Genomic DNA, 20,596 nt, shown 5'->3' with positions numbered 1-20,596 from the left:
GCAGAAGATTTTTGGCTTGGTCACTCGGTTTCTGGGAGGGGTCTGATCAATCCTCATCGCTGAGCGGCGTGGGAAGCCTTTTCCAGCCGCGCGGCGTTTGCTAGGGAAGACTATCAAGGCGCGGAGAGCGAGATGAGCGAAACAGTGATGATGCCAAGCCGTTCGGTGCGGGCGCATAAGGGACGGTTTATTCCGCCACTGCTGGTCGTCCCCTTTGTGCTCTACAATATTGTTGTGTTCATTTTCTTTGGCGGGAACCCGGCCAATTGGAATTTTGGGCTGTTTTCGCTGCCCATGCCTTCGGGCATGCCTTGGGCGATAACCGCCGGCGACTTTCTAGCGGTAATCGGGATTTTGCTGCTGTTCTTTGAGGTGCTGAAATCCACGCGCACGGCGCAGGCTTCCATCGTTGAGCACATGCTCTCAATGGCGCTGTTCATTTTGTTTTTGGTGGAGTTTTTGCTGGTCGGAGCGGCGGCGAGCTCGGTGTTCTTCCTGCTCATGGTTATGAGCCTGATCGACGTGGTCGCCGGATTTACCGTTTCGATCACCAGCGCCAGCCGCGACGTGGAAATGCACTAATCCACGGCGACACAGATTGGACGAAACTGGCGCCTCAGGGCGCCATTTTTGTCTGTGGGGCGGGGATGTTTAAGCGACGACAGTCTTGCGATAGCCGAGCGGCATGCGGCGGTCGGCCATGCTCATGCCGCGACCATAGGCACCGACGGCGCCTTCTGCCGTATTGGTGCGGCGATGGCGCTGAGGCGGCAAACGATCACGCGCTGCGATCAGCTGCGAGACAAATTCGGGGGTTGGCGCGCAGTGCGGTGAAGACGAACGGGCGCTCAGCTCACTCTGGAAAGAGTAAACCACCGGCGTATCTGTATCGAATTCGGGCAGTCCGGGCATAAATCGCTCCATTTTGGGCCCGCTGTTCCATTTTGGAACATTCTTACGCGTGCCTTACCCAGTTAGGGGCAAGTGCTGTGCCAGATGGTAACGATTTGTTAAGAATTAGCTAGACGGGAGTTCGCTAAAAACCGCTTAAAACTGTGTTTGTGCGCCGTATGGACAGAAAAATAGGCCGGTGGATTGCACCGGCCTAAATCTAGTTTGATTAGAAAGTGTCTTTGCCCTTGCGGATGGCGCCAAAGACTTCGCCTGCATCTGCGCCCGAAAGGCCATAGAACTGCGCCAGTTCTGGAGCATCGGCGCGTAAGAACGGGTTGGCCTTCTTATCTTCGCCGAGGTTGAACGGAATGGTTGGCTTGCCAGCGTCGCGCAGAGCGGTGACTTCGGCAGCGCGGGCCTGAAGCGCCGCATTGTTGGGGTCGATCGAGAGCGCGAAGCGCGCGTTCGAGGCGGTGTATTCATGGCCGCAATAAACGAGCGTTGCGTCGGGCAGATCGCGCAGGCGCTTAACGCCGTCCCACATTGGGCCAGGGGTGCCTTCAAACATGCGGCCTACGCCGAGCGAGAAGAGGGCGTCGGCAGAGAAGAGGTGACCGCCTTCGGCATTGTAGAAGACGATGTGACCGAGCGTATGGCCGGGGGTGGCGAAAACCTCGAGCTTGGCATCGCCGACCGAAACAATGTCGCCTTCGCCGACGAGTTCATCGAGGCCCTCGATCTTGTCAGCTTCGGCCTTTGGGCCGACGACGCGCGCGCCATAACTAGCCTTGAGATCGGCGATAGCTTCGACGTGGTCGATGTGGTGGTGGGTGATGAGAATATCGGTGAGGGTCCAGCCGCGTGCCTTGAGCGCCTTTTCGATGGCGGCGGTTTCAGGCGCGTCGATGGCTGCAGTGCGACCTGTGGCCTCGTCATGCACGAGATAGCCGTAATTATCGTCACGGGCGGGGAAGACATCCACGATCAAAGCCATTGCGAACTCCTAATTTGACTGGCCGCACGCTAGGAAGTCGTGGTCACGATGACAACTGGGATTGGACAAGAGCGCGCGTGTTTCCTAAGTTTAACGCATGAGTTCGGATGTCGCTCGCCTTATCGCTTATTATAAATCGCCTTTGGGGCGGCTTTCGCGCGCACTCGTGCGCGAGCATGTTGTGGCTTTGGCTGGCGACGTGAAGGGGAAACGCGTGTTGGGGCTTGGCTTTGCCACACCCTATATGCGCTTTGCTCTCGAGCCTGCCGAGCGGGTTCTGGCCTTTATGCCGGCGCGGCAGGGTGCTTCATCCTGGCCGCGCGAAGGCCCATCTCGCACGGTGTTGTGCGATCCGCTCGAAATGCCGCTGAACGATGCTGCCATTGATTTGACCATTGGCATTCACGCCCTTGAGCATGTGGCGGACGCTGAAGAATTGATGCGCGAGCTGTGGCGGATCACAGCGCCGAACGGGCATCTCATTTTGGTCGTGCCAAGGCGACGGGGCATGTGGGCGCAAAGGGACAACACACCCTTTGGTCAGGGAAATCCGTATTCGGGTGGGCAGATTGAAAAGCTGCTGCGTGACCATAGCTTTGTGCCAGTGGCCTGGCGGGATGCGCTGTTCGTTCCCCCGATTAATTCTAAGCTGATGATGCGCTCAACGCGTTTTTGGGAAGGGGCGGGGCGCGTCGTCGGTTCGGCCATGAGTGGGGTGATTTGCGTGCGGGCGCGTAAGGAGGCTTTTCCAGCTGTGCCGCGCCGCATCAAAGAAACGCGCTATGTGCGCGTGCCTAACTTAAAGACGGCAACCGCACGCTCGGGATGATTGCAGGATTGTGCCACAGAGGCTTTGCCTTTGGCTCTGTGTTTGCATATGGTCCGCGCGGCTTTCCTGCCTAATCAGATGACCAATATGTCCGAAAATAAGCGCCCGACGCCGCAAGCCGGCATTCTCGACATTGCCCCCTATTTGCCCGGCAAGTCCGGTGCGCCGGGGAGCCATGCGATCAAGCTTTCTGCCAATGAATCCCCGCTCGGCGCCAGCCCAAAGGCTATCGAAGCCTTTGCCGCTATGGCCGACAAGCTGGCGATTTATCCTGAAGGCTCGTCCAAGATTTTGCGCGAGGCGATTGGTGAAGTGCATGGCATCGACCCAGAGGCAATTGTCTGCGGCAATGGCTCGGACGATATTTTGCACCTGTTGGCGCAGATCTACCTTGGCGAGGGCGATGAAGCGGTGATGAACCGCTATGGTTTTTCGGTCTATCCGATCATCACCAAGGCGACCGGCGCGCAGATCGTAATGGTCGAGGAAACCGATTATACGGCTGACGTCGATCTAATCCTTGCCGCAGTGACTGAGCGCACAAAGGTGATTTGGCTCGCCAATCCGAACAACCCGACCGGCACCTATCTCACCGACGCTGAAGTGCGCCGCCTGCATGCGGGTCTGCGTCCCGACATTTTGCTCGTTATCGACAGTGCTTACGCTGAGTATGCGACGGCCGCCGACTATTCGGTTGGGATCGAGCTGGTGCGTGAATTCGACAATGTCGTGATGGTGCGCACCTTCTCGAAAATGGGGCTGGCTGCGGCGCGTATTGGCTGGATGGTTGGTCCTGACCATGTCATCGACGCCATGCACCGCATTCGTGGTCCGTTTAACGTCAATCTGCCCGCGCAAATGGCCGGGGCCGCAGCGATGCGCGACGTTGAGTTTACCGCCCAGCTCAATGCGCACAATGCCAAGTGGCGCGACTGGTTGACCGCTGAACTGAGCGGCAATTCCATGCGCGTGTTGCCAAGCCAGGCCAATTTCATTCTGGTGCTGTTCGATACCAAGGAAGAGGCCGCGGCGGCGTTTGAGACGCTGCTGGCTGCAGGCTATGTCGTGCGTGAAGTGGGCAAATCCTACGATATTTGGAACGGCATCCGCATTTCTATCGGCTCGGAAGAGGCGATGCGCGCGGTAGCGCAGGTGCTTAAAGAGTTTAAGGGGGCGTAATGGCGGCGCAGTTTAAAAAGCTCGCGTTGATCGGCATTGGCTTGATCGGCTCTTCCATCGCGCTGGCGGCCCGCCGTAATGGCCTGGTCGGTACCATTGCGATTGCAACCCGCAAGCAAGAGACGCTGGATGAGGCCAAGGCGCTGAACCTTGGCGATATCTATACGCTCGACAGCGCCGAGGCCGTGAAGGGCGCAGACCTCGTTATTTTGTGCGCGCCGGTTGGCACCTATGCCAAGCTGGCCGAAACTATTGCGCCACACCTAGAGCCGGGCGCGATTATTTCGGACGTTGGTTCGGTCAAAGAGCACGTTCTCAATGCGGTGGGACCATACCTGCCCGACACAGTGCATTTTATTCCGGGACATCCGCTTGCGGGTACTGAACACTCGGGGCCATCGGCTGGCTTTGCGGAGCTCTTTGTTGGCCGTTGGTGCGTGTTGACGCCGGGCGAGGAAGTGCCACAGGCAGAAGTCGACAAGCTCATCGGTTTTTGGCAGGGCATGGGTTCCAATGTGGAATGCATGGACGCGGCTCACCACGACATGGTGCTGGCGATTACCAGCCATATTCCGCATTTGATCGCTTACAATATTGTGGGCACGGTGGCCGACCTTGAGGCCTCCACCAAGTCCGAGGTGATCAAGTTCTCTGCGTCGGGTTTTCGCGATTTTACCCGTATCGCGGCGTCTGATCCGGTGATGTGGCGCGATATTTTCCTGACCAACCGTGACGCGGTTTTGGAAATGCTCGGGCGTTTTTCAGAAGATTTGTCGGCGCTTCAGCGTGCCGTTCGCACCGGCGATGGGGCCTCACTGGAAGCGCTCTTTACCCGCACGCGGGCCATTCGCCGGTCGATCATCAATGCGGGCCAGGAAACGGCCGCTGCCGATTTTGGGCGCGCCCATGAGGCCGCGCCCAAAACCGACGATAAGGCTTAAAACAGCGGCGGGATGGCGGCGACAGGCACAAGCCCTGCCGACATGCCGCCATTGGCAAAGGTTAGAACATTGGTGTGTCGGCCGTTTTCGCCCGGCACACCCAGAACCAAAGTGCGAACAGGTTCTTCCAGCATCACGCCCAAGCGCTGCGCCACACCTTCAGAATCAATGGTGATCGAGCCTGTTGGATAGCCTGCAGTGTCCAGCGTCAGCTCGCCCGTGGCGTTGAGGTCGCCCTGTGGATCGCTGGCGCGAAGGCCAACGAGCTTAAGCGTGCCGCCAGCCTGCTGCCAATCGGGCAGGAAGGGGACGGCGCCGAGATTGCGCAGATCATCGGGCAGGGCCGAGAGTTCGGCTTCCAATTCGGCATTGGTCTGGGTGACGTTAAAGCCGGGGGCTTCAATATCGGCAAAGCGCAGATAGGTGGCGACCGAGGCGCGCTTGGTTTCGGTGTTGTGCGCTTCGGGAATATCGAGAAGATGCAGCTCGGCTTTGGAGCTGGTGGCTATGGTGCGATCGCCAAAGAGCTGATCGGCCCAAACGAGATCGTCGGCTATCAGCGAAATGCGGCCAATTCGCCAATCCTTGAGGCGAATGCTGGCCTCAAGGCCTGACCAAGCAAGGCTCTGCTCAGAGCCAGTAAAGGCATCGGAAATTGTGGCCGGGCCAAGCGCTGAGACGCGGGCATTGGTTGGGCTATAGACAAAGGCTGTGGCGCGGACGGCCGGAATTTTGGTCAACACGTCGCCGGTGACGACACTGGCATTGCGGCAATCAATGGCAAAGCTGGACGGGAAACCCGTGATGTCGAGCGATTCGCACACCAGCTGCGGCGCGGTCTCGCCATCATTATAGGCGAGCAGGCCGATCTGCTCGCGCAGTTGGCCCGAAATGTAGAACCAGACGCCGGTCCAAGCCAGCAGGACGAGCAGGACAACGCTGCCGAGAATGATGATTCGCTTCTTCATATCTTCTTCTTATCTGGCGCTGACGGCGCTTGCATCACTGTGATGCTTGCACTGCATTTGTGTCGCTGGCGGGTCTGGATTACCATGATGGTCAGTTCAAGCATGGTAGTTCGACTGAATGCAAACACGATGGGTCTTTGGCTATGGTTCGCTGATTTGGAACCCTGGTTTTTCTTTCGTGTCGTCGCAGCTGGGCATGCTTCGCGGAGCGCATCGCTCGCTCTCTATCATCTCGCATCATCATCGCGGAACGCCGGATGTGCCCGGACTTGTGTTTGGGCTGGCGCGGGGTGGGTCCTGCCGGGGCATGGCCTTTGAGGTCAGTGAGGCGGTATGGGATGAGGTGCGGGCCTATCTTGATGCGCGGGAGCTCGTCACCTCGGTTTATCGGGACGTATGGCGGCCAGTGACGCTGGCTGATGGGCGGCGGGTGAGCGCTTTAGCCTATGTGGTGGATGAGGCGCATGAGCAGTTTGCGGGCAGCTTGCCGGTTGCGGAGCAATTGGCGATCATCCGCGCGGGTGTCGGAATTTCGGGCCGCAATGTGGACTATGTGATCAACACCGCCAATATGCTGAGCCAGCTGGGGATACGCGATAAGCGTTTGGCGGACATTGTTCGCCAGCTGCAAGAGGCCAATAGCGCTGCGGCGTAAGCTAGGCGGCGTGTTGGTGGGCAGGCCCCGGCGTGCCGACAAGATCCCACACCACGGCTTGCGCATTGTCTGGGCAATCCATGGAAAAGGCGTCGGTAGCGTTTTCGAGTGCCTGACGGAATTTGGCGCGGCTTGAGGTATCGACGATCAAATCATCGGCCGTTCCAGCCCAAGCAATGACCGAGCCTTCGGCTAGAACATAGAGCGCGGCGGTATTGAGGCTGAAGCTTGAGAGATTTTCGGGAACGAGGCCATAGTCTCGGCCGGACCGGCCAAGCCAATGTGTGACGGTCGCTTTGTCTTGCTCGTTCCTATCAACACACGCCATTTCGCGAACCCATACAAACTCACGGAACAAAAGTAGAACAAATTTGACGCAAAGTCAAAGCATGTTCTGCGATGTGTCTACCTATATGGTCCGCTTCCGGATTGAAATCAAGATGTAGTGTTTTTTGCGTTGTGGAGTGCTGCTAATCGTTGTTTGAGCTGACCATCGAGGGGACGGTTGAGCCCTTCAGCTTCCGCTTCGAGGATCAAACGATTGGTTTCTGCCTCAATGGCAGAGCGCAGGCGCTCCATGAACACATCGGGACTGAGGCCGGGCTCAATCGGCGCGAGAAAACGGGCTTTGGCCGTACCGGGCCAGATGAGGAGGCTATTGCGGCCCCAATAGAGGCCGGAATTGAGGGCGACGGGCACGACGGGGACATTGAGCTGGGTGTACATGCGCACGATGCCTTGCCGGTAGTCCGGCGGGGCGAGGGGCGCTTTGCGCGTGCCTTCGGGGTAGATGACGATCTGGCAGCCGCGCTCGATGGCTGCGCGCGAATCTTGCAGCATGAGGGGAATGGATTCGGCGCCGCGCTGACGGTCGACCTCGATGCAGTCGATGGAGCGTGCGGCCCAGCCGAAGAAGGGGATCCGCATCAGCTCTTTTTTGGCGATGAAGGCCGGCCGCGTGATGTGGGGGAATAGCCCGAAAATATCCCAATCGGATTGGTGCTTGGAGGCGATGATGCAGCCGCCGGGGGGGATGTTTTCAGCGCCCTCAACCTCGGTTTTAACGCCGACGATGGTGCGCAGATAAACGAGGTTGGACGCGCACCAGAAACGGGCAATGGCAGTGCCGGCGCGCGTGCGCCCGGCGATGACTGCAATGGTGCCCAAGATCAGCGCCAGAACTACGGTTTGACCCAAAAACACCACATAAAACAGGGCGGTTCGGAGGGCCTGGATCGCGGTTCTGATCGACATGTGGGTTGCCTTGTCAACGGCTGGTGCTGCCTCGTCATAGCGTGACGGGCAGCACTTGGCGAGGCATTTGGATTAGGACGCTTCGCTCAGATAGCGACGAACGGTGATGCGCGAGGTGATGGCTGTGAGGACGGCAATGACCGGTACCACGGCAATGACCCAGCCAATGCCATCAAGGCCGAGGATGAATTGGCCAAACAGAGCATCCATCTGCGCTGTCGCTTCGGAAGGCAGAACCGAGCTGGCGGCTGTGCCCACGAGGAGGAAGAAGACGATCGCGAGAAGCGCGCCCAAGAGGCCGCCTTGCAGGCCAATGGAGAGGAAGCGTCCCTGGAACTCGCCAGCGATGAAGCGATTCGATGCGCCGATAAAATGCAGCACGTCGACGATTTCGCGGTTTGTCGCCATGGCGCCGCGGGTGGCAAAGACAATGGCTAGAACCGTCGCAACGCCAATGAGGCCAAGCACCAGAAGGCCTGAGAACACAACCGTTCCGGCCATGGTGTTGAGCTGTTGACGCCAAGCGGCGTGGGTATCGAGGCTTGCGCCATTGATGGCTTGCAGATTGCGCGAAAGCTGTTCGACGTCGGCCAAGTTTGGATCAGAGAGCTGAACCACCACGAGACGCGGGATGGCGATGGTCGACAGGTCGAGCCCTGCGCCCAGCCAAGGGGTGAGGAGGGCCTCGCTCTCGGCAAGGGTCAGCGCGCGGGCATTGGCAACGCCGGGGGTGGATTGGGCCAGCGACACGGCGGTGCGCAGATTGCTGTCCATCACCTCGCCCTCCACCGGGCGGATCTGGATGGTCAGTTCGCGGCCAACATCGGCGGACCAGGCAATGGCCGATTTTTGCACCAGCACGACGCCACCCAGGGTCACGGCCGAAAGGAAGGCCATGATGGTGATGAGCAGAAGGAGGGTGCGCCCAGCGACGGATTTTTCCGGCACGATTGGAGCGGCACCGGTGCGGCGCGGAACGAAGCGCAGAAGTTGCTTAACCATGGATGGCCAGCTCCCCCTTGTTGAGAACCATGCGCGGATAGGAGAAGCGATCGAGCAGGGGCAATTCGTGGGTGGCCAGAATAATGGTCATGCCCAGGGTGCGATTGAGCTCGGCGAACAGGTGTACGAGGCGGCTCGAGAGTTCGGGATCGACGTTACCGGTCGGCTCGTCTGCCAGAAGAATTTTGGGGCGGGCGATCACGGCGCGGGCAATGGCGGCGCGTTGCTTTTCGCCGCCTGAAAGAAGCGTGGGGTGCGCGTGCATGCGCTCGCCCAGACCAACCCATTCGAGCAGCTCGGTCACATTGGGGCGGTATTCGCTTTCGGGCTGGCCGAGAACGCGCAGCGGCAGGGCCACGTTTTCGAACGTGGTCAAATGATCGAGCAGGCGGAACTCTTGAAACACGATGCCGATATGGCGGCGCATTTGCAAAAGACTATCCTGATCGAGATTGCCCACGTCTTCGCCAAACATGGTGACTTTGCCGCGCGACGGCTTCAGCGACAGCAGCAAGAGGCGCAAGAGGCTGGTCTTGCCAGAGCCCGAAGGGCCCGTGAGAAAGTGAAACGAGCCTGGCTCGATGGAGAACGACAGGTCTTTCAGGATCTCCGGGCCATGGCCGTAGCGCAGACCCACATCGGAAAACTCGATCAAGAACGGATGCTCCCCAGCTGGTCCGGTGGTGCCAAAAAGGCGAATCAGCCTTTCGGCCATCATAGCAGCGTCGTGTAGCCGACGCGGTGTTAGGCAAGTGTTTCGACGGGGGAAACGGCACAATTGTGGTGATGACGTCGCTTTAGCGAGGTTTGAGGAGTTTTAACAAGTGGGCATTAGGGTCAATGCGACTCCATGTGAAAGCCACTCGGCGCGATGATTATTTCTTGTCCGCATTGCCAGACCAAATACCAGGTGGCGTTTGACGCCATAGGGTCGGCTGGCCGTAAGGTAAAGTGTGCCCATTGTCGGCACGCTTGGGATCAAGTGCCAGTCAATGAAGCCCCTGCAATTCCTGAGGGAATCAAGCTCACTGATCTGGCTGAAGACCTGCTCGATGAGGCCATGGCCGAGGCGGCCAAAATGCGCAGCAGGCGAAAGACCACCGCATTGGTTGAGGCGATTGCCGAGCCCGTTGCTCCTGTTATGCCCGACGAATCTGTCGGTGAGACGACTGTAGACCTGACTATGCCCCCGCCAAATGCCGCCGAATTAAAACAACGACAGGCGGAATTTTCTCGCCGCCAAAGTGCTTTAAGTTCTCGCCTGCCGCTTGCCCGCGTGCGCCGTGGTGCGCGCATGACGAGTGTTCTGCTGCTCTGTGCCGTGCTGTGCACGGGCTATTTTGCGCGCGTGCAATTGGTTGAACGGTACCCGGAACTGGCTGGCCTTTATTCCAGCATCGGGCTGGGCGTGAACACTGTTGGTTTGGAATTTACCAAGTTGCAGACGCTGCGGAGCCTTTCGCAGGGTAAGGACGTTCTCTCAGTCTCGGCGCAAATTGTAGGAATTGGCCGAAAACCTGTCCCGGTGCCTCCGGTGGTGGTCAGTCTCTTGGATAGCAGTGGACGCGCTATCTATGAGTGGAGTGTCAATCCGCGCGTGCCCGACCTTATGGCTGGGGAAACAGCGACGTTTGATACGCGACTAACGCTGCCACCCGCTGATGCGCAACGCGTGCGCTTGAGCTTTGCCTCCACAGGGAGCGCTGTCCGTCCGGGGACAGACCAGACATCACAGGCGGCCGTGCCGCAAGTGGTTCAACCTATTGCTCATGCCGGCATTTCGGCAACGAGGTAAAGAACAGCATGGCACGCATTCTTGTTGCAGAGGACGATCCATCGGTCCGCGCCTTCGTCGAAGCTGCTCTGAAAATGAGAGGCCACGAGGTTGTGGCTGAGGAAGATGGTGAGCTGGCGGCGGAAACGCTGGACGCCGAAAATGGCGCGTTCGACCTGCTGCTGTCAGATATCAAGATGCCGGTGTTGGACGGCATTGCATTGGCGCAGCGCGCAGGGGCGAGCTATCCTGAGCTGACGATTTTGTTGATGACAGGATTTGCAGATCAGCGCGAGCGCAGCCGTGGGCTTGAGGCGCTGATCTACGATGTGATTCCAAAGCCGTTTACGCTCGTCGACCTTTTGGCGAAGGTTGATGATGCCTTGGCGGGTGTTCCCGTTGAGGTCATGTCGCTGGGCCAAAGGGCCCAAGCGATCTAACTCCCAAACTGATTACAGCCAGTCTGGCACGCTATCGAGCGCGAGCAGCTCATCAATGCTCTTGCGTGGACGGATGACGTGCCAGCGGCTGCCATCAACCAGGACCTCGGGCACAAGCGGGCGCGAGTTATAGGTTGAGGCCATAACAGCGCCATAAGCTCCCGCACTCATCACGGCCAAAAGGTCGCCTTCGACGACGCCCGGAATGGTGCGGTTGGTCGCGAGGTAATCGCCGGTTTCGCACACGGGGCCAACGATGTCGCCCGTGATTGGGGCGAGGTTGGAGTGGTTGACCGGGACGATGTCGTGGTGGGCTTCATAAAGCGTGGGGCGGATGAGGTCGTTCATCGCCGCATCGACAATGACGAAGTCCTTTTCGCCGCGCTTCACATATTCCACCTTGGTGACCAGAATACCGGCATTGCCGACGAGCAGACGGCCCGGCTCAATAACGAGGGAGCAGCCGAGCTGGCCGACCTTGTCTCGTACGACAGCGGCGTAAGCATCTGGATGAGGCGGCAGTTCGCCATCGGCCGAATAGGGGATGCCGAGGCCGCCACCGACGTCGACATGCTCAATGGTGTGACCGTCTTCGCGCAAAGCTTTGACCAGCTCAGCCATGAGGCCAAAGGCATTGCCGAAGGGTTCTAGGTCGGTGATCTGGCTGCCAATGTGCATGTCGACGCCAACAGCCTGAACATTGGATAGCGCAGCGATGCGGTTATACACTTCACGAGCGCGCTTGTAGGGAATGCCGAATTTGTTTTCGGACTTACCGGTCGAGATTTTGGCGTGGGTGCGGGCATCAACGTCTGGGTTGACGCGCACGGAAACGCGAGCGGTGAGGCCAAGATCAGAGGCGACCATGGACAGGCGCTCAAGCTCGGGCTCGCTCTCTACGTTGAAGCACTTGATGCCCGCTTCTAGGCCGCGACGCATATCCGCAATAGTTTTGGCGACGCCAGAAAAGACGATCTTGTTGGCCGGGATGCCAGCGGCGAGCGCGCGTTCCAGTTCGCCAAGCGAGACAACGTCGGCGCCACAGCCTTCGGCGGCCATGAGCTTGAGAACGGCCTGATTGGAATTGGCCTTCATGGCATAGGCCAGGGTCGTGGGAATGCCTTCAAACGCCTTCTGAACCACAGCGACGTGGCGGCGCAGAGTGGCGCTGGAATAAACGTAGAAGGGAGTGCCGACCTCCGCCGCGAGTTCGTTGAGATTGACGTCCTCGGCAAAGAGGGTGTCGTTGCGGTGATGGAAGTGGTGGACCACGATAGTTCCCCAAAGGCGGTAGTTTGGAAAACCTCTACGGCAAGCTCGCAGAAAACGGAAGCGGCCGTGTGCTCTAGCGCTCGTAAACCGCCTCAATCCGCTCAGCGACCATGTGTTGCAGCCGCCACATATGGGGATCGTGAATGCCCATGTCTTCGAGATGGCTGACGGTGGAATAGAGGTAGTCTGCCATTGAGCTGCGGGTGCCTGTGGCGGTGGCCAGCATGTCGGCGATTTGCTCTTCGCTCAGGCCCGCAACATAGCGCCCCGAATGGCGATCAATGCAAAACGTTAGGGCGCGCACAGTGCGGTCGCCGGATTTGACCTTGACCCAGCGCGGTGGAAAAGAGCTCGGGAGCCAGCTCATCTCCCGCTCCAGCAGCTTTTGGACGTTCTCGTCTCGCGTGTCGGGGGGCAGGCGATAGAGCGCGCCATTGCAGGCGCCGCCGCGATCGAGCGCCAGCATCAGGCCGGGATTTTCCGGGCTGCCGCGAAAGCCAGTGTTCCAGCCCAAGCAGAAGCGACGGTGCCAACCATGCAGTCGACCGGTTCGCACCTCGACATAGTCGCAAGCCGGTCGCCAGATGAGAGACCCATAGGCAAAGACCCAGGTTTCCTCGTGGTGGTCCGCTTCGGAGAACAGATGGGCGATGGCGGCATCATAATCGGCCTGCGTGGCTTCGCGCATACCTACCGGAGGCTTGGGCAGGGCGACATCAATGGTCGTGGGCTGGAGATGGGCCACGTGACGCGGGGTCAGGCGCATCTGTCGGGTACGAAAGAGCATGTTACGCGACCGTATAAGCTTTTGGATATGCTCAAGCTATGGTTCTGGCCTCGATTTGCAAGACCGCTGGCGTGAACAGTCTGTCACCAAAAAATAAAGCCCTCCAGAGGAGGGCTTTTTTGTTTTGGCTTATTCGATGCCGCCGTCGCCGTGGCCAGACTTTTTGGCTTTTAGCGCACGCGGTTCGTGGGTCTCCCCGGTGAGCAAGGATTTCCAACGCGCGGCCTGTGCCACGACATTGCTCGGGGCGGTGCCGCCGTAAGATTTGCGGGCGGCAACAGAGGCTTCCACAGTGATGACCTTATGGATGCGGCTGTCGATACGCTCGTCGACCGCCTTAAAGTCTTCGATGGTCAGACCTTCGAGACCGCAGCCCTTTTTCTCTGCCGCCGAAACAATAGCGCCGGTGATGTGGTGGGCATCGCGGAACGGAATGTTCAGCTCTTTCACCAGCCAATCGGCAACGTCGGTGGCGGTCGAGAAGCCAGCCGAAGCCGAGGCATGCATCTTGTCGCGGTTTGGCTGCATGTCGCCAACCATGCCGGTCATGGCAGCAAGGGAGAGCGAGAGCGCGTCGAGCGCGTCAAACGCCACTTCCTTGTCTTCCTGCATGTCCTTGGAATAGGCCAAAGGCAGCCCCTTCATGACGACGAGCAGGGAATTGAGCGAGCCCATAATGCGACCGATCTTGGCGCGAACCAATTCGGCAGCATCGGGATTGCGCTTCTGCGGCATGATGGACGAGCCGGTGGTGAACTTGTCCGAGAGCTTTACGAAGCTGAACTGGGCCGAAGACCAGATGACCATTTCCTCAGCGAAACGCGACAGGTGCATGGCGCAGATGGCCGCTGCTGCAAGGGTTTCGAGGATGAAATCGCGGTCAGACACAGCGTCGAGCGAATTGGCGGTTGGGCGATCAAAGCCGAGCGCCGAAGCGGTCATTTCGCGGTTGATCGGATAAGGCGTGCCAGCGAGGGCTGCCGAACCCAATGGGTTTTCATTGAGACGCTTGCGCGCGTCTTCCAGGCGACCTGCGTCGCGGCCGAGCATTTCGACATAAGCGAGCAGATGGTGGCCAAAGGTCACCGGCTGGGCATTTTGCAGATGGGTGAAGCCCGGTAGAATGGTTTCGGCTTCGTCTTCGGCGCGCAGCACCAAAGCGAACTGGAGCTTTTTAATCTGGGCGACCAGGTGGTCGATGTAATCGCGCACATAGAGCTTGAAGTCGGTCGCGACCTGATCATTGCGCGAGCGGGCAGTGTGCAAACGGCCTGCAGCATCGCCGATCTTCTCACGCAAACGTGACTCTACGTTCATGTGGATGTCTTCGAGCGCACGGGAGAATTTGAACTCGCCGCTCTCGATTTCGCCCAAAACTTCGTCGAGTCCGGTCAAAATGGCGTCGCGATCTTCGCGCGTCAAAATGCCCGTGGCTTCCAACATTGTCGCGTGTGCCTTAGAACCGGCAATATCTTGACGGAAGAGGCGCTGATCAAAGCCGATCGAGGCGTTGATCTCTTCCATAATCGCATCGGGCGCCTCGGCAAACCGACCGCCCCACATCTTATTGCTCGAAGACTTGTCCGGAGACACCATGGCCAATATCCGCTCAGATCGATCCTCAACCGCGATGCGCTGGATCATGCCAGCTGCGGCGGGACTTGTGGTGGTTGGTGGGTCTATAGCGGCATGGCTGATGCTCGGCAATGCCGGGGAAGCGAATGAATGTCCAGTTCAGGCCGCTGCAGCACAGATTATTGATGGCGCGGCGGTGGGTGAATTGGCCGCTTTGAACGGCACCGGCGAAGGTCGCGGCTATGCCGATATGGCCTTTAAGGACATTGACGGCACGGATATGAGCATTGCCTCGTTCAATGGAAAGTCGCTGCTGGTCAATTTCTGGGCGAGTTGGTGTGTGCCGTGTCGCGAGGAAATGCCGGCGCTCGACGCGATTGCGACCGAGTTCAATTCCGACAGCTTTATGGTTTTGCCGATCAATCTCGATATTGGTTCGGACGGTTTGGGTAAGGCGCAGCAGTTTTTGGATGAAGGGCAGTTCCAGAACTTGCCGCTTTATGCCGACAACACGTTTGCAGCGTTCGAGCGGTTGAAGCGTCAGGCGGTGGCGATTGGCCTGCCAGCGACGCTCTTGCTCGACCCAGAAGGGTGCGAGCTGGCCGTGTTGCAGGGCCCTGCCGAGTGGCAGACCGAAGATGGCAAGAATGTTGTGAAGGCGCTTTTGAGCCTGCGCAGCTGATTTAGGCGATCTTGTCGACCGAGATGCCTTGACCGGGCGGTGGCGCATTGAGCGCCACCTGCATCAGCATCTCGAGCGTTTCCGTCTGCATGTCATGAGCTTTTTTCACCAGCGCGACGCTGATTTGTTGCTGCATGTGCTGCTGACGCATGCCTAGGGCTGTCGATGCCAGTTCGGCGCTCATCCTGAGACCTCTTGTATGGTGGGCCAAAGCTAGGCCCTAGTGCTTAAAACAAGCTTACCGTCCACCGAACAAAGGCACGTCACGTCGTTTGAAAATTGGCGTTAATGCCATGCCCGCGACGAAGCCGCCCAAATGCGCCCACCATGCCACTGCGTCGGGCGAGCCGAGAATGGCGTAAAACAACTGCATGGCGATCCAGAACCCGAGCATCCAGAAGGCCGGAACTGGCACGGGAATGGGGATGACGATTTTGGCGAGCACAAAGACGCGGGCGTGCGGATACAAGAGGATATAGGCGCCCATCACCCCGGCCACAGCACCAGAGGCGCCGATCAATGGCCCATTGCCATCGAGGTTGAAGGCGAGGTGGAAGAGGGCGGCGAGGATGGCGCAGGCCCCATAAAACAGAAAATAGCGCACGTGCCCAAAGGCGTCTTCGACATTGTCGCCGAACACCCAGAGGAAGAGCATGTTGCTCAACAGATGCAGCCAATCGGCGTGTAAAAACGCGTAGGTGAAGAGCGTCGCCCAATCGGGCAGCCACGGCACAGGCTGGGGATAGAGATCGCGCACCACAATCGGGATCATGCCGAAATTGATGGTGGCTTGATCGAAATCGGCTGGCGGCAAAATCGCCTGAAAGCAGAAGACGAGGATGGTGAACGCCATCAGCCCATAGGTCACATAGGGGAAACGAACGTGACGGATGGCGTTTCTATCATGCAAAGGAACGAACAGAGCCGGTCTCCAAAAAAGATCGGCTGTGCCTGTCAGCCTTTTGAGATGTCACCATAATTGCCCGGAACCCACAAGACATCCTTTGCGCCATTGCCATTGGTGGTGCGCGAGAGGACGAATATAAGGTCCGAGAGGCGATTAAGATAACGCAGGGTTTCGGCGCTGGTTTCCGGTTCGACTTCAAGAAGTTCGGCAACCAGCCGTTCGGCACGACGCGCGACGGTGCGGATCACGTGGAGCAGGGCCGCCAGAGGCGAGCCGCCGGGCAGGATAAAGCTCGTCAGCGGGGCGAGATCGGCATTGTAGAGATCGATCTGCTCTTCGAGATAGGCGGTCTGTACCGGGCGAATGCGCAGGCTTGGATAGGGATCTTCCGGGCTATCGGCGCCGGGTGTCGCAAGATCGCAGCCGAGATCGAAGAGATCGTTCTGAATGCGGCCGAGCACGGCATCAATGGCCGGAAAATCTGCGGTGTGAAGACGCGCCTGACCGATGAAGGCATTGGTTTCGTCGACCGTGCCGAAGGCGTCGATGCGCAGATCGTGCTTGGGGCGACGGGGACCGCGCACCAGACCCGTGGTGCCGTTGTCACCGGTCTTGGTGTAGATGGCGTTGAGCTTGACCATGGATCAGCGGCTGCCGCCGAAGAGGGCCAAGGCAATGAGCAGCAGCAGCAGGGCGACGCCCTGACCGATGACGCGCAAGCGCATGAGCTTCTGGCTGGTGTTGCCGGAGCCGCCCTTGAGCATGTTCCACAGGCCCATGCCCAGAACGATGACCACGAACAGCATGACGAGGCCGATGGCGATATTGAGAAGGGTTTCCATTTGGACCTAACCGATCGATGGGGTCTTGGGTTCGCCTCTTATATAGGCGGTTATCCCATTGGCGAGTGCGTCATAAATGGCACGGATTCGGGGTGAGGTGAACAAGTGCTCGTGGGTGGTGAGCCAGAAAGGCAAAGGCGGGGCTTTGATGTCGATGGGGAGGACAACAAGTCCTGATGTCGTTTGGGCAAGAACTTTCTGCCCAAACCCTATGCCGAGTCCGGCTTTGATCGCTTCCCAGAGATAGGCCTGATCGGCCGAACGAATAGCAAAATTGTCGTCGGTGAGAGTGTAGCCGAGCGTTTTGGCGTAGTCGATCAAGGCGGTGGAGCCAGAAAATCCGATGAGATCATGCTGAAAAAGCTCGTCCAGCGTTCGGGGCGTGCCGCGGCGCGCCAAATAAGTCTCATGAGCGAGGGCGACAATATCCGTGGAGCCCAAGTGACGGCTGATCAACTCCAGCTGGGTCGGACGAAACATGCGCAGGGCGATGTCGGCGTCATTGAGCAGCAGGTTTTCACTGGTGTCCGAGGGAATGATCTCCAGGGCAATATTGGGATAGGCGAGGCGGATCGGCGCTAAAATGGCCGGCAGGACGTGGTGAGAAATGATGAGGCTGGCGGTAATGCGGACGGTGCCTAAGAGCGTGTCCTGCGCCCCTGTGGCGCGGATGTTGGCCTCAGCGATTGCCGCTTGCGCGGTGCGAATGGGCTCGTATAGCCGGAGGGCGGTGGCGTTGGGTTTGAGGCCCGACAGGGTGCGATCAAAGAGTTTGAGCGCGAGCGCTAACTCAAGCGCCTCAATATGGCGACCAATGGTGGGCTGGCTGATCGACAGCGCCCGAGCGGCGCCAGAGAGCGAGCCGTGCTCGACCATGGCGGCAAAACTGCGCCAAAAATTCCAATCGGGCTCTCTATTCATTTTTGAATATTAATCGTCCAGTTTTGGCGGATTTCTATTCAGAACTGTATCGGCCATTCCTCAATCGAACAAGATTGAGGACGGCGGCGATGGACGAGCGGTTTACACAGCGATGGCAGCGGGTCGAGGGGGCGGTGCTGTTTGCCGTGGCGCTCGGTGTTATGCTGAGCGGGGATTATGGCTTGCCAGTTTGGGCGGCAATTGTGGTGTTCTTTGCGCCCGATCTGAGCTTTTTGGGCTATGTCTTGGGCCCGCGCATGGGGGCGTGGATCTATAATAGCGTCCACAATTATGGATTGGGCGCGGGTGTCTTCGCTCTTGGCGCGATGCTGTCCGCCCCGTTTCTTTGCGCAATTGGGCTGCTGCTGCTCGCTCACACGGGATTTGACCGCATGTTGGGCTATGGCCTCAAGTCGCGACTGGCTTTTGGGGTGACGCACCTTGGCCGGATTGGACGGGACAAGCTCAGCGTTCAGGCAGACCAATCAACCGACGCACATCGTTTGGGGTGAGCCCCTCAGCCCGCAAATCGCGCAGGCTTTTGGAATTGCGCGATTTGGAGAGCTTTGCTCCCGTCTCGTCCTTGAGCAGGCGGTGGAAGTGATAGATCGGGCTCTTAAGGCCCAATATGGCTTGCAAGAGAACGTGAATATCGGTTGCCGCCTCGAGATCGCGGCCACGGGTGACATGGGTAACACCCTCTGCGGCGTCGTCGACAACAACAGAGAGGTGGTAGCTCGTGGGCGTGTCTTTGCGTTGCAGCACCACATCGCCCCAACGTTCGGGCCGGGCGTAGCGCACTTGCGGCCGGTCGAGCACAGTGGGGCCGACGACGGTATAGGTCAGCATGCCAACGCGGTCGCGTGTCGCTTCGGTATCGAGGCGGAACTGAACGGCGTCGCCCCGCTCCAAGCGCTCGATGCGCTCGGCATTGGAGAGGTGGCGGCAGGTGCCGGGATAGATTGGCGCACCGTCTGGATCGGTTTCGGTGGCGTGTTCGGCGATTTCAGCGCGGGTGCAAAAGCACGGGTAGATCAGCGCTTGGTCGCGCAAAACATTGGCCGCATCGGCATAAAGCTCGAGCCGTTCGGACTGGATCAGCACCGGTTGAGGCCAGCACAAGCCCAGCCAAGCTAGGTCTTCAAAGATCGCTTGGGTAAATTCGGGTTTACAGCGGTTGAGGTCGATGTCTTCGATGCGCAGATGAGCAGTGCCGCCCAGCTTTTCGGCCGCCTCCCAAGTGAGGAAGGCGGAGAGGGCGTGGCCCAGATGGAGATAGCCATTGGGGCTGGGAGCGAAGCGAAGGATCGGCTGAGACATGGCGCAGAGACTTACCAAAGATTTGGCCCTTGCAACACCGCGCATTGATCACCCCGAGGGACTGGCCTGGCATGTGGACCAGCTCGTGGGGTTTTGGCCCCAGCTGGCACCAATGCGGGCGGTGGCGGGCGTTGTTGAGCCGCGGGTCAATCCCAAGGGCTTTGCCGGGCTCGGGAAGGTTGTCTGTGGGCAACAGGTTTCAGTGCAAAGCGCAGCAGCAATATGGGCGCGGTATTCGGCGCTTCCGGGCGCACTTGAGCCCGATGGCTATCTTGGCGTGTCTGAGGACGACATTCGCGGGGCCGGGTTCTCGCGCAGCAAATATGCGACCATGCGCGGCGTCGCCGAAGCGATTAGCGCGGGTGAGATCGATTTGGCGGCGGTGGAGGTTTTGCCTGCTGAAGAGGCGGTGGCCAGACTGGTGCAGTTGAAGGGGATCGGCCCCTGGACGGCCGAGGTGTATCTGCTGTTCTGCGCCGGGCATCCGGATATTTTTCCAGCCGGGGATTTGGCCTTGCTCAAGGCCGCCCATTCCGGGCTTGGTCTTGACGCTCGCCCGACGATCAAAGAAATGATTGGCATTGCCCAGGACTGGTCGCCGCACCGATCCGCCGCGGCTATTTTATTTTGGCGTTATTTTGCCGCCATGAAGAATCGAGAAGGAAGCCTGCTGTGACCAAACTCTCTGGCCCGATGGTGGCTCCGGCAAATGGCCAAGCACCCGATAGTGCAGTGATTTTGCTCCATGGTTATGGCAGCGACGGCAATGATCTGATTGGTCTGGCGAGCCATTGGCAGCATCTGCTGCCCGGTGCGCTGTTTATCTCGCCGAACGCGCCGCAACCGGTTGGTCAATTCAGCGCTGGTTTTCAGTGGTTCCCTATTGATTGGGACCCGAGCGCGGACCGCCTTGCTAATCGCCAGACGGGCGTGGTGACGGCCCGTCCGGTTTTGGAAGAGTTTCTCAACGATCTGTGGAGCCAGACTGGGATTTTGCCCGAGCGCACAATTTTGGGGGGCTTTAGCCAAGGCGCGATGATGGCGCTGCACACGGGATTGGCCCTGCCTAAGTCCCAGCAGCTGATGGGGGTAATCGGAGTTTCCGGCGCTTTCCTGCCGCCAGAACAGTTTGGCTCGGACGCGCTGGCCAAGCCGCCGGTATGCCTCGTGCATGGCGATATGGATGAGGTTGTCGACCCCAATCACAGCGCCGACGCTGACCGCATTCTGCGCGATGAAAAATTTGACGTGTACTATCACGTGAGCCGTGGCGTCGGTCATGGAATTGCACCCGATGGTCTTGATTTCATGACGAATTTTATTTCGGCAGTCAGCCAAAAATAAATCCGGCATCTGCTTC

27 protein-coding genes are annotated in these 20,596 nt (G+C 58.9%); 11 read left to right on the top strand and 16 right to left on the bottom strand.

Features of this window, described 5'->3' with window-relative positions:
- The first annotated feature begins 132 nt into the window (after positions 1–132).
- Positions 133–582: a hypothetical protein gene (locus tag H4N61_RS15780; protein WP_349236465.1), complete on the top strand. Its 450-nt coding sequence runs from the start codon at positions 133–135 to the stop codon at positions 580–582.
- A 69-nt stretch (positions 583–651) separates the two neighbouring features.
- Here H4N61_RS15780 and H4N61_RS15775 read toward each other — a convergent pair whose 3' ends face one another.
- A complete protein-coding gene (locus tag H4N61_RS15775; protein WP_169195539.1) occupies positions 652–912 on the bottom strand; it encodes a hypothetical protein in 261 nt (86 codons plus the stop codon).
- A 208-nt stretch (positions 913–1,120) separates the two neighbouring features.
- Positions 1,121–1,888 carry a hydroxyacylglutathione hydrolase gene (gene gloB / locus H4N61_RS15770; RefSeq protein ID WP_169195538.1) on the bottom strand — a complete coding sequence of 256 codons (768 nt, stop codon included), beginning with the start codon at positions 1,886–1,888 and terminating at the stop codon, positions 1,121–1,123.
- A 97-nt stretch (positions 1,889–1,985) separates the two neighbouring features.
- On the opposite strand from gloB, the gene H4N61_RS15765 reads away from it, so the two are divergent.
- The 3 genes from H4N61_RS15765 (at position 1,986) to H4N61_RS15755 (ending at position 4,837) form a co-directional block, all read left to right on the top strand.
- On the top strand, positions 1,986–2,717 hold the full coding sequence (locus H4N61_RS15765; RefSeq protein ID WP_169195537.1) for a methyltransferase domain-containing protein: 732 nt from the start codon (positions 1,986–1,988) through the stop codon (positions 2,715–2,717).
- Positions 2,718–2,804: 87 nt separating this feature from the next.
- On the top strand, positions 2,805–3,896 hold the full coding sequence (gene hisC / locus H4N61_RS15760; RefSeq protein ID WP_182394438.1) for a histidinol-phosphate transaminase: 1,092 nt from the start codon (positions 2,805–2,807) through the stop codon (positions 3,894–3,896).
- The gene (locus H4N61_RS15755; RefSeq protein ID WP_182394437.1) at positions 3,896–4,837 is read left to right on the top strand and encodes a prephenate/arogenate dehydrogenase family protein; all 942 of its coding nucleotides are present in this window, start codon (positions 3,896–3,898) and stop codon (positions 4,835–4,837) included. Before hisC ends, H4N61_RS15755 begins: the two co-directional genes overlap by 1 nt.
- On the opposite strand, the gene H4N61_RS15750 is transcribed toward H4N61_RS15755, so the two are convergent.
- The gene (locus H4N61_RS15750) at positions 4,834–5,805 is read right to left on the bottom strand and encodes a DUF2125 domain-containing protein (protein ID WP_169195534.1); all 972 of its coding nucleotides are present in this window, start codon (positions 5,803–5,805) and stop codon (positions 4,834–4,836) included. The genes H4N61_RS15755 and H4N61_RS15750 overlap by 4 nt on opposite strands.
- Before the next feature lie 118 nt (positions 5,806–5,923).
- On the opposite strand from H4N61_RS15750, the gene H4N61_RS15745 reads away from it, so the two are divergent.
- Complete coding sequence (locus H4N61_RS15745; RefSeq protein WP_169195533.1) at positions 5,924–6,460, top strand: gamma-glutamylcyclotransferase; 537 nt, start codon at positions 5,924–5,926, stop codon at positions 6,458–6,460.
- A gap of 1 nt (position 6,461) precedes the next feature.
- On the opposite strand, the gene H4N61_RS15740 is transcribed toward H4N61_RS15745, so the two are convergent.
- The 4 genes from H4N61_RS15740 to ftsE form a co-directional block, all read right to left on the bottom strand.
- Positions 6,462–6,788 carry a hypothetical protein gene (locus H4N61_RS15740; protein WP_169195532.1) on the bottom strand — a complete coding sequence of 109 codons (327 nt, stop codon included), beginning with the start codon at positions 6,786–6,788 and terminating at the stop codon, positions 6,462–6,464.
- Between the two features lie 107 nt (positions 6,789–6,895).
- Positions 6,896–7,714, bottom strand: a complete 819-nt coding sequence (locus tag H4N61_RS15735; RefSeq protein ID WP_182394436.1) for a lysophospholipid acyltransferase family protein — start codon at positions 7,712–7,714, stop codon at positions 6,896–6,898.
- A gap of 72 nt (positions 7,715–7,786) precedes the next feature.
- Complete coding sequence (locus H4N61_RS15730; RefSeq protein WP_169195530.1) at positions 7,787–8,716, bottom strand: ABC transporter permease; 930 nt, start codon at positions 8,714–8,716, stop codon at positions 7,787–7,789.
- Positions 8,709–9,371 carry a cell division ATP-binding protein FtsE gene (ftsE, locus tag H4N61_RS15725; RefSeq protein ID WP_169195529.1) on the bottom strand — a complete coding sequence of 221 codons (663 nt, stop codon included), beginning with the start codon at positions 9,369–9,371 and terminating at the stop codon, positions 8,709–8,711. Before ftsE ends, H4N61_RS15730 begins: the two co-directional genes overlap by 8 nt.
- 327 nt (positions 9,372–9,698) lie before the next feature.
- On the opposite strand from ftsE, the gene H4N61_RS15715 reads away from it, so the two are divergent.
- Both H4N61_RS15715 and H4N61_RS15710 read left to right on the top strand, forming a co-directional pair.
- Positions 9,699–10,511 carry a DUF3426 domain-containing protein gene (locus H4N61_RS15715; RefSeq protein ID WP_182396075.1) on the top strand — a complete coding sequence of 271 codons (813 nt, stop codon included), beginning with the start codon at positions 9,699–9,701 and terminating at the stop codon, positions 10,509–10,511.
- A gap of 8 nt (positions 10,512–10,519) precedes the next feature.
- On the top strand, positions 10,520–10,930 hold the full coding sequence (locus H4N61_RS15710; protein ID WP_169195528.1) for a response regulator: 411 nt from the start codon (positions 10,520–10,522) through the stop codon (positions 10,928–10,930).
- 12 nt (positions 10,931–10,942) lie between these two features.
- On the opposite strand, the gene lysA is transcribed toward H4N61_RS15710, so the two are convergent.
- The 3 genes from lysA to argH all read right to left on the bottom strand — a co-directional run bounded on the left by lysA (position 10,943) and on the right by argH (position 14,585).
- Positions 10,943–12,202 (bottom strand): diaminopimelate decarboxylase, encoded by a 1,260-nt coding sequence (lysA, locus tag H4N61_RS15705; RefSeq protein ID WP_169195527.1) that lies wholly within the window; start codon positions 12,200–12,202, stop codon positions 10,943–10,945.
- Between the two features lie 73 nt (positions 12,203–12,275).
- Complete coding sequence (locus tag H4N61_RS15700; protein ID WP_182394435.1) at positions 12,276–12,989, bottom strand: gamma-glutamylcyclotransferase; 714 nt, start codon at positions 12,987–12,989, stop codon at positions 12,276–12,278.
- A 129-nt stretch (positions 12,990–13,118) separates the two neighbouring features.
- Positions 13,119–14,585, bottom strand: a complete 1,467-nt coding sequence (gene argH, locus H4N61_RS15695) for an argininosuccinate lyase (protein WP_182396050.1) — start codon at positions 14,583–14,585, stop codon at positions 13,119–13,121.
- Here argH and H4N61_RS15690 point away from each other — a divergent pair.
- Positions 14,584–15,246, top strand: coding sequence for a TlpA disulfide reductase family protein (locus H4N61_RS15690; RefSeq protein WP_248305995.1), 663 nt, complete (start codon positions 14,584–14,586; stop codon positions 15,244–15,246). The genes argH and H4N61_RS15690 overlap by 2 nt on opposite strands.
- Position 15,247: 1 nt before the next feature.
- Here H4N61_RS15690 and H4N61_RS15685 read toward each other — a convergent pair whose 3' ends face one another.
- The 5 genes from H4N61_RS15685 to H4N61_RS15665 are packed head-to-tail and all read right to left on the bottom strand — an operon-like array spanning position 15,248 to position 17,916.
- Positions 15,248–15,430 carry a putative motility protein gene (locus tag H4N61_RS15685; RefSeq protein WP_169195525.1) on the bottom strand — a complete coding sequence of 61 codons (183 nt, stop codon included), beginning with the start codon at positions 15,428–15,430 and terminating at the stop codon, positions 15,248–15,250.
- Positions 15,431–15,484: 54 nt separating this feature from the next.
- Positions 15,485–16,156 (bottom strand): rhomboid family intramembrane serine protease, encoded by a 672-nt coding sequence (locus H4N61_RS15680; RefSeq protein WP_169195524.1) that lies wholly within the window; start codon positions 16,154–16,156, stop codon positions 15,485–15,487.
- Between the two features lie 44 nt (positions 16,157–16,200).
- Positions 16,201–16,794 (bottom strand): cob(I)yrinic acid a,c-diamide adenosyltransferase, encoded by a 594-nt coding sequence (locus tag H4N61_RS15675; RefSeq protein ID WP_182394434.1) that lies wholly within the window; start codon positions 16,792–16,794, stop codon positions 16,201–16,203.
- Positions 16,795–16,797: 3 nt separating this feature from the next.
- Positions 16,798–16,995 (bottom strand): twin transmembrane helix small protein, encoded by a 198-nt coding sequence (locus tag H4N61_RS15670; RefSeq protein WP_169195522.1) that lies wholly within the window; start codon positions 16,993–16,995, stop codon positions 16,798–16,800.
- Positions 16,996–17,001: 6 nt separating this feature from the next.
- Positions 17,002–17,916 (bottom strand): LysR family transcriptional regulator, encoded by a 915-nt coding sequence (locus H4N61_RS15665; protein WP_182394433.1) that lies wholly within the window; start codon positions 17,914–17,916, stop codon positions 17,002–17,004.
- Positions 17,917–18,005: 89 nt separating this feature from the next.
- Between H4N61_RS15665 and H4N61_RS15660 the strand changes: the two genes are divergently transcribed.
- Complete coding sequence (locus H4N61_RS15660) at positions 18,006–18,428, top strand: DUF4260 domain-containing protein (protein WP_169195520.1); 423 nt, start codon at positions 18,006–18,008, stop codon at positions 18,426–18,428.
- On the opposite strand, the gene gluQRS is transcribed toward H4N61_RS15660, so the two are convergent.
- Positions 18,382–19,236, bottom strand: coding sequence for a tRNA glutamyl-Q(34) synthetase GluQRS (gene gluQRS, locus H4N61_RS15655; RefSeq protein WP_182394432.1), 855 nt, complete (start codon positions 19,234–19,236; stop codon positions 18,382–18,384). The genes H4N61_RS15660 and gluQRS overlap by 47 nt on opposite strands.
- On the opposite strand from gluQRS, the gene H4N61_RS15650 reads away from it, so the two are divergent.
- Both H4N61_RS15650 and H4N61_RS15645 read left to right on the top strand, forming a co-directional pair.
- Positions 19,235–19,912: a DNA-3-methyladenine glycosylase 2 family protein gene (locus H4N61_RS15650; RefSeq protein WP_169195518.1), complete on the top strand. Its 678-nt coding sequence runs from the start codon at positions 19,235–19,237 to the stop codon at positions 19,910–19,912. The genes gluQRS and H4N61_RS15650 overlap by 2 nt on opposite strands.
- Positions 19,909–20,580: a phospholipase gene (locus H4N61_RS15645; RefSeq protein WP_182394431.1), complete on the top strand. Its 672-nt coding sequence runs from the start codon at positions 19,909–19,911 to the stop codon at positions 20,578–20,580. The genes H4N61_RS15650 and H4N61_RS15645 overlap by 4 nt, the downstream gene beginning before the upstream one ends.
- The last annotated feature ends 16 nt before the right edge of the window (positions 20,581–20,596 follow it).

Origin of the sequence: Devosia sp. MC521 (assembly GCF_014127105.1) — a bacterium.
Lineage (GTDB): Bacteria > Pseudomonadota > Alphaproteobacteria > Rhizobiales > Devosiaceae > Devosia.
This window is presented reverse-complemented; position numbering and strand designations above follow the sequence as displayed.

Bases quoted from the DNA above. Each gene is read 5' to 3' on its own strand.
- H4N61_RS15780 (WP_349236465.1), top strand. From the start codon at position 133: ATGAGCGAAACAGTGATGATGCCAAGCCGTTCGGTGCGGGCGCATAAG.
- H4N61_RS15775 (WP_169195539.1), bottom strand. From the start codon at position 912: ATGCCCGGACTGCCCGAATTCGATACAGATACGCCGGTGGTTTACTCT.
- gloB (WP_169195538.1), bottom strand. From the start codon at position 1,888: ATGGCTTTGATCGTGGATGTCTTCCCCGCCCGTGACGATAATTACGGC.
- H4N61_RS15765 (WP_169195537.1), top strand. From the start codon at position 1,986: ATGAGTTCGGATGTCGCTCGCCTTATCGCTTATTATAAATCGCCTTTG.
- hisC (WP_182394438.1), top strand. From the start codon at position 2,805: ATGTCCGAAAATAAGCGCCCGACGCCGCAAGCCGGCATTCTCGACATT.
- H4N61_RS15755 (WP_182394437.1), top strand. From the start codon at position 3,896: ATGGCGGCGCAGTTTAAAAAGCTCGCGTTGATCGGCATTGGCTTGATC.
- H4N61_RS15750 (WP_169195534.1), bottom strand. From the start codon at position 5,805: ATGAAGAAGCGAATCATCATTCTCGGCAGCGTTGTCCTGCTCGTCCTG.
- H4N61_RS15745 (WP_169195533.1), top strand. From the start codon at position 5,924: ATGCAAACACGATGGGTCTTTGGCTATGGTTCGCTGATTTGGAACCCT.
- H4N61_RS15740 (WP_169195532.1), bottom strand. From the start codon at position 6,788: ATGGCGTGTGTTGATAGGAACGAGCAAGACAAAGCGACCGTCACACAT.
- H4N61_RS15735 (WP_182394436.1), bottom strand. From the start codon at position 7,714: ATGTCGATCAGAACCGCGATCCAGGCCCTCCGAACCGCCCTGTTTTAT.
- H4N61_RS15730 (WP_169195530.1), bottom strand. From the start codon at position 8,716: ATGGTTAAGCAACTTCTGCGCTTCGTTCCGCGCCGCACCGGTGCCGCT.
- H4N61_RS15710 (WP_169195528.1), top strand. From the start codon at position 10,520: ATGGCACGCATTCTTGTTGCAGAGGACGATCCATCGGTCCGCGCCTTC.
- H4N61_RS15700 (WP_182394435.1), bottom strand. From the start codon at position 12,989: ATGCTCTTTCGTACCCGACAGATGCGCCTGACCCCGCGTCACGTGGCC.
- H4N61_RS15690 (WP_248305995.1), top strand. From the start codon at position 14,584: ATGGCCAATATCCGCTCAGATCGATCCTCAACCGCGATGCGCTGGATC.
- argH (WP_182396050.1), bottom strand. From the start codon at position 14,585: ATGGTGTCTCCGGACAAGTCTTCGAGCAATAAGATGTGGGGCGGTCGG.
- H4N61_RS15685 (WP_169195525.1), bottom strand. From the start codon at position 15,430: ATGAGCGCCGAACTGGCATCGACAGCCCTAGGCATGCGTCAGCAGCAC.
- H4N61_RS15675 (WP_182394434.1), bottom strand. From the start codon at position 16,794: ATGGTCAAGCTCAACGCCATCTACACCAAGACCGGTGACAACGGCACC.
- H4N61_RS15670 (WP_169195522.1), bottom strand. From the start codon at position 16,995: ATGGAAACCCTTCTCAATATCGCCATCGGCCTCGTCATGCTGTTCGTG.
- H4N61_RS15665 (WP_182394433.1), bottom strand. From the start codon at position 17,916: ATGAATAGAGAGCCCGATTGGAATTTTTGGCGCAGTTTTGCCGCCATG.
- H4N61_RS15660 (WP_169195520.1), top strand. From the start codon at position 18,006: ATGGACGAGCGGTTTACACAGCGATGGCAGCGGGTCGAGGGGGCGGTG.
- H4N61_RS15650 (WP_169195518.1), top strand. From the start codon at position 19,235: ATGGCGCAGAGACTTACCAAAGATTTGGCCCTTGCAACACCGCGCATT.
- gluQRS (WP_182394432.1), bottom strand. From the start codon at position 19,236: ATGTCTCAGCCGATCCTTCGCTTCGCTCCCAGCCCCAATGGCTATCTC.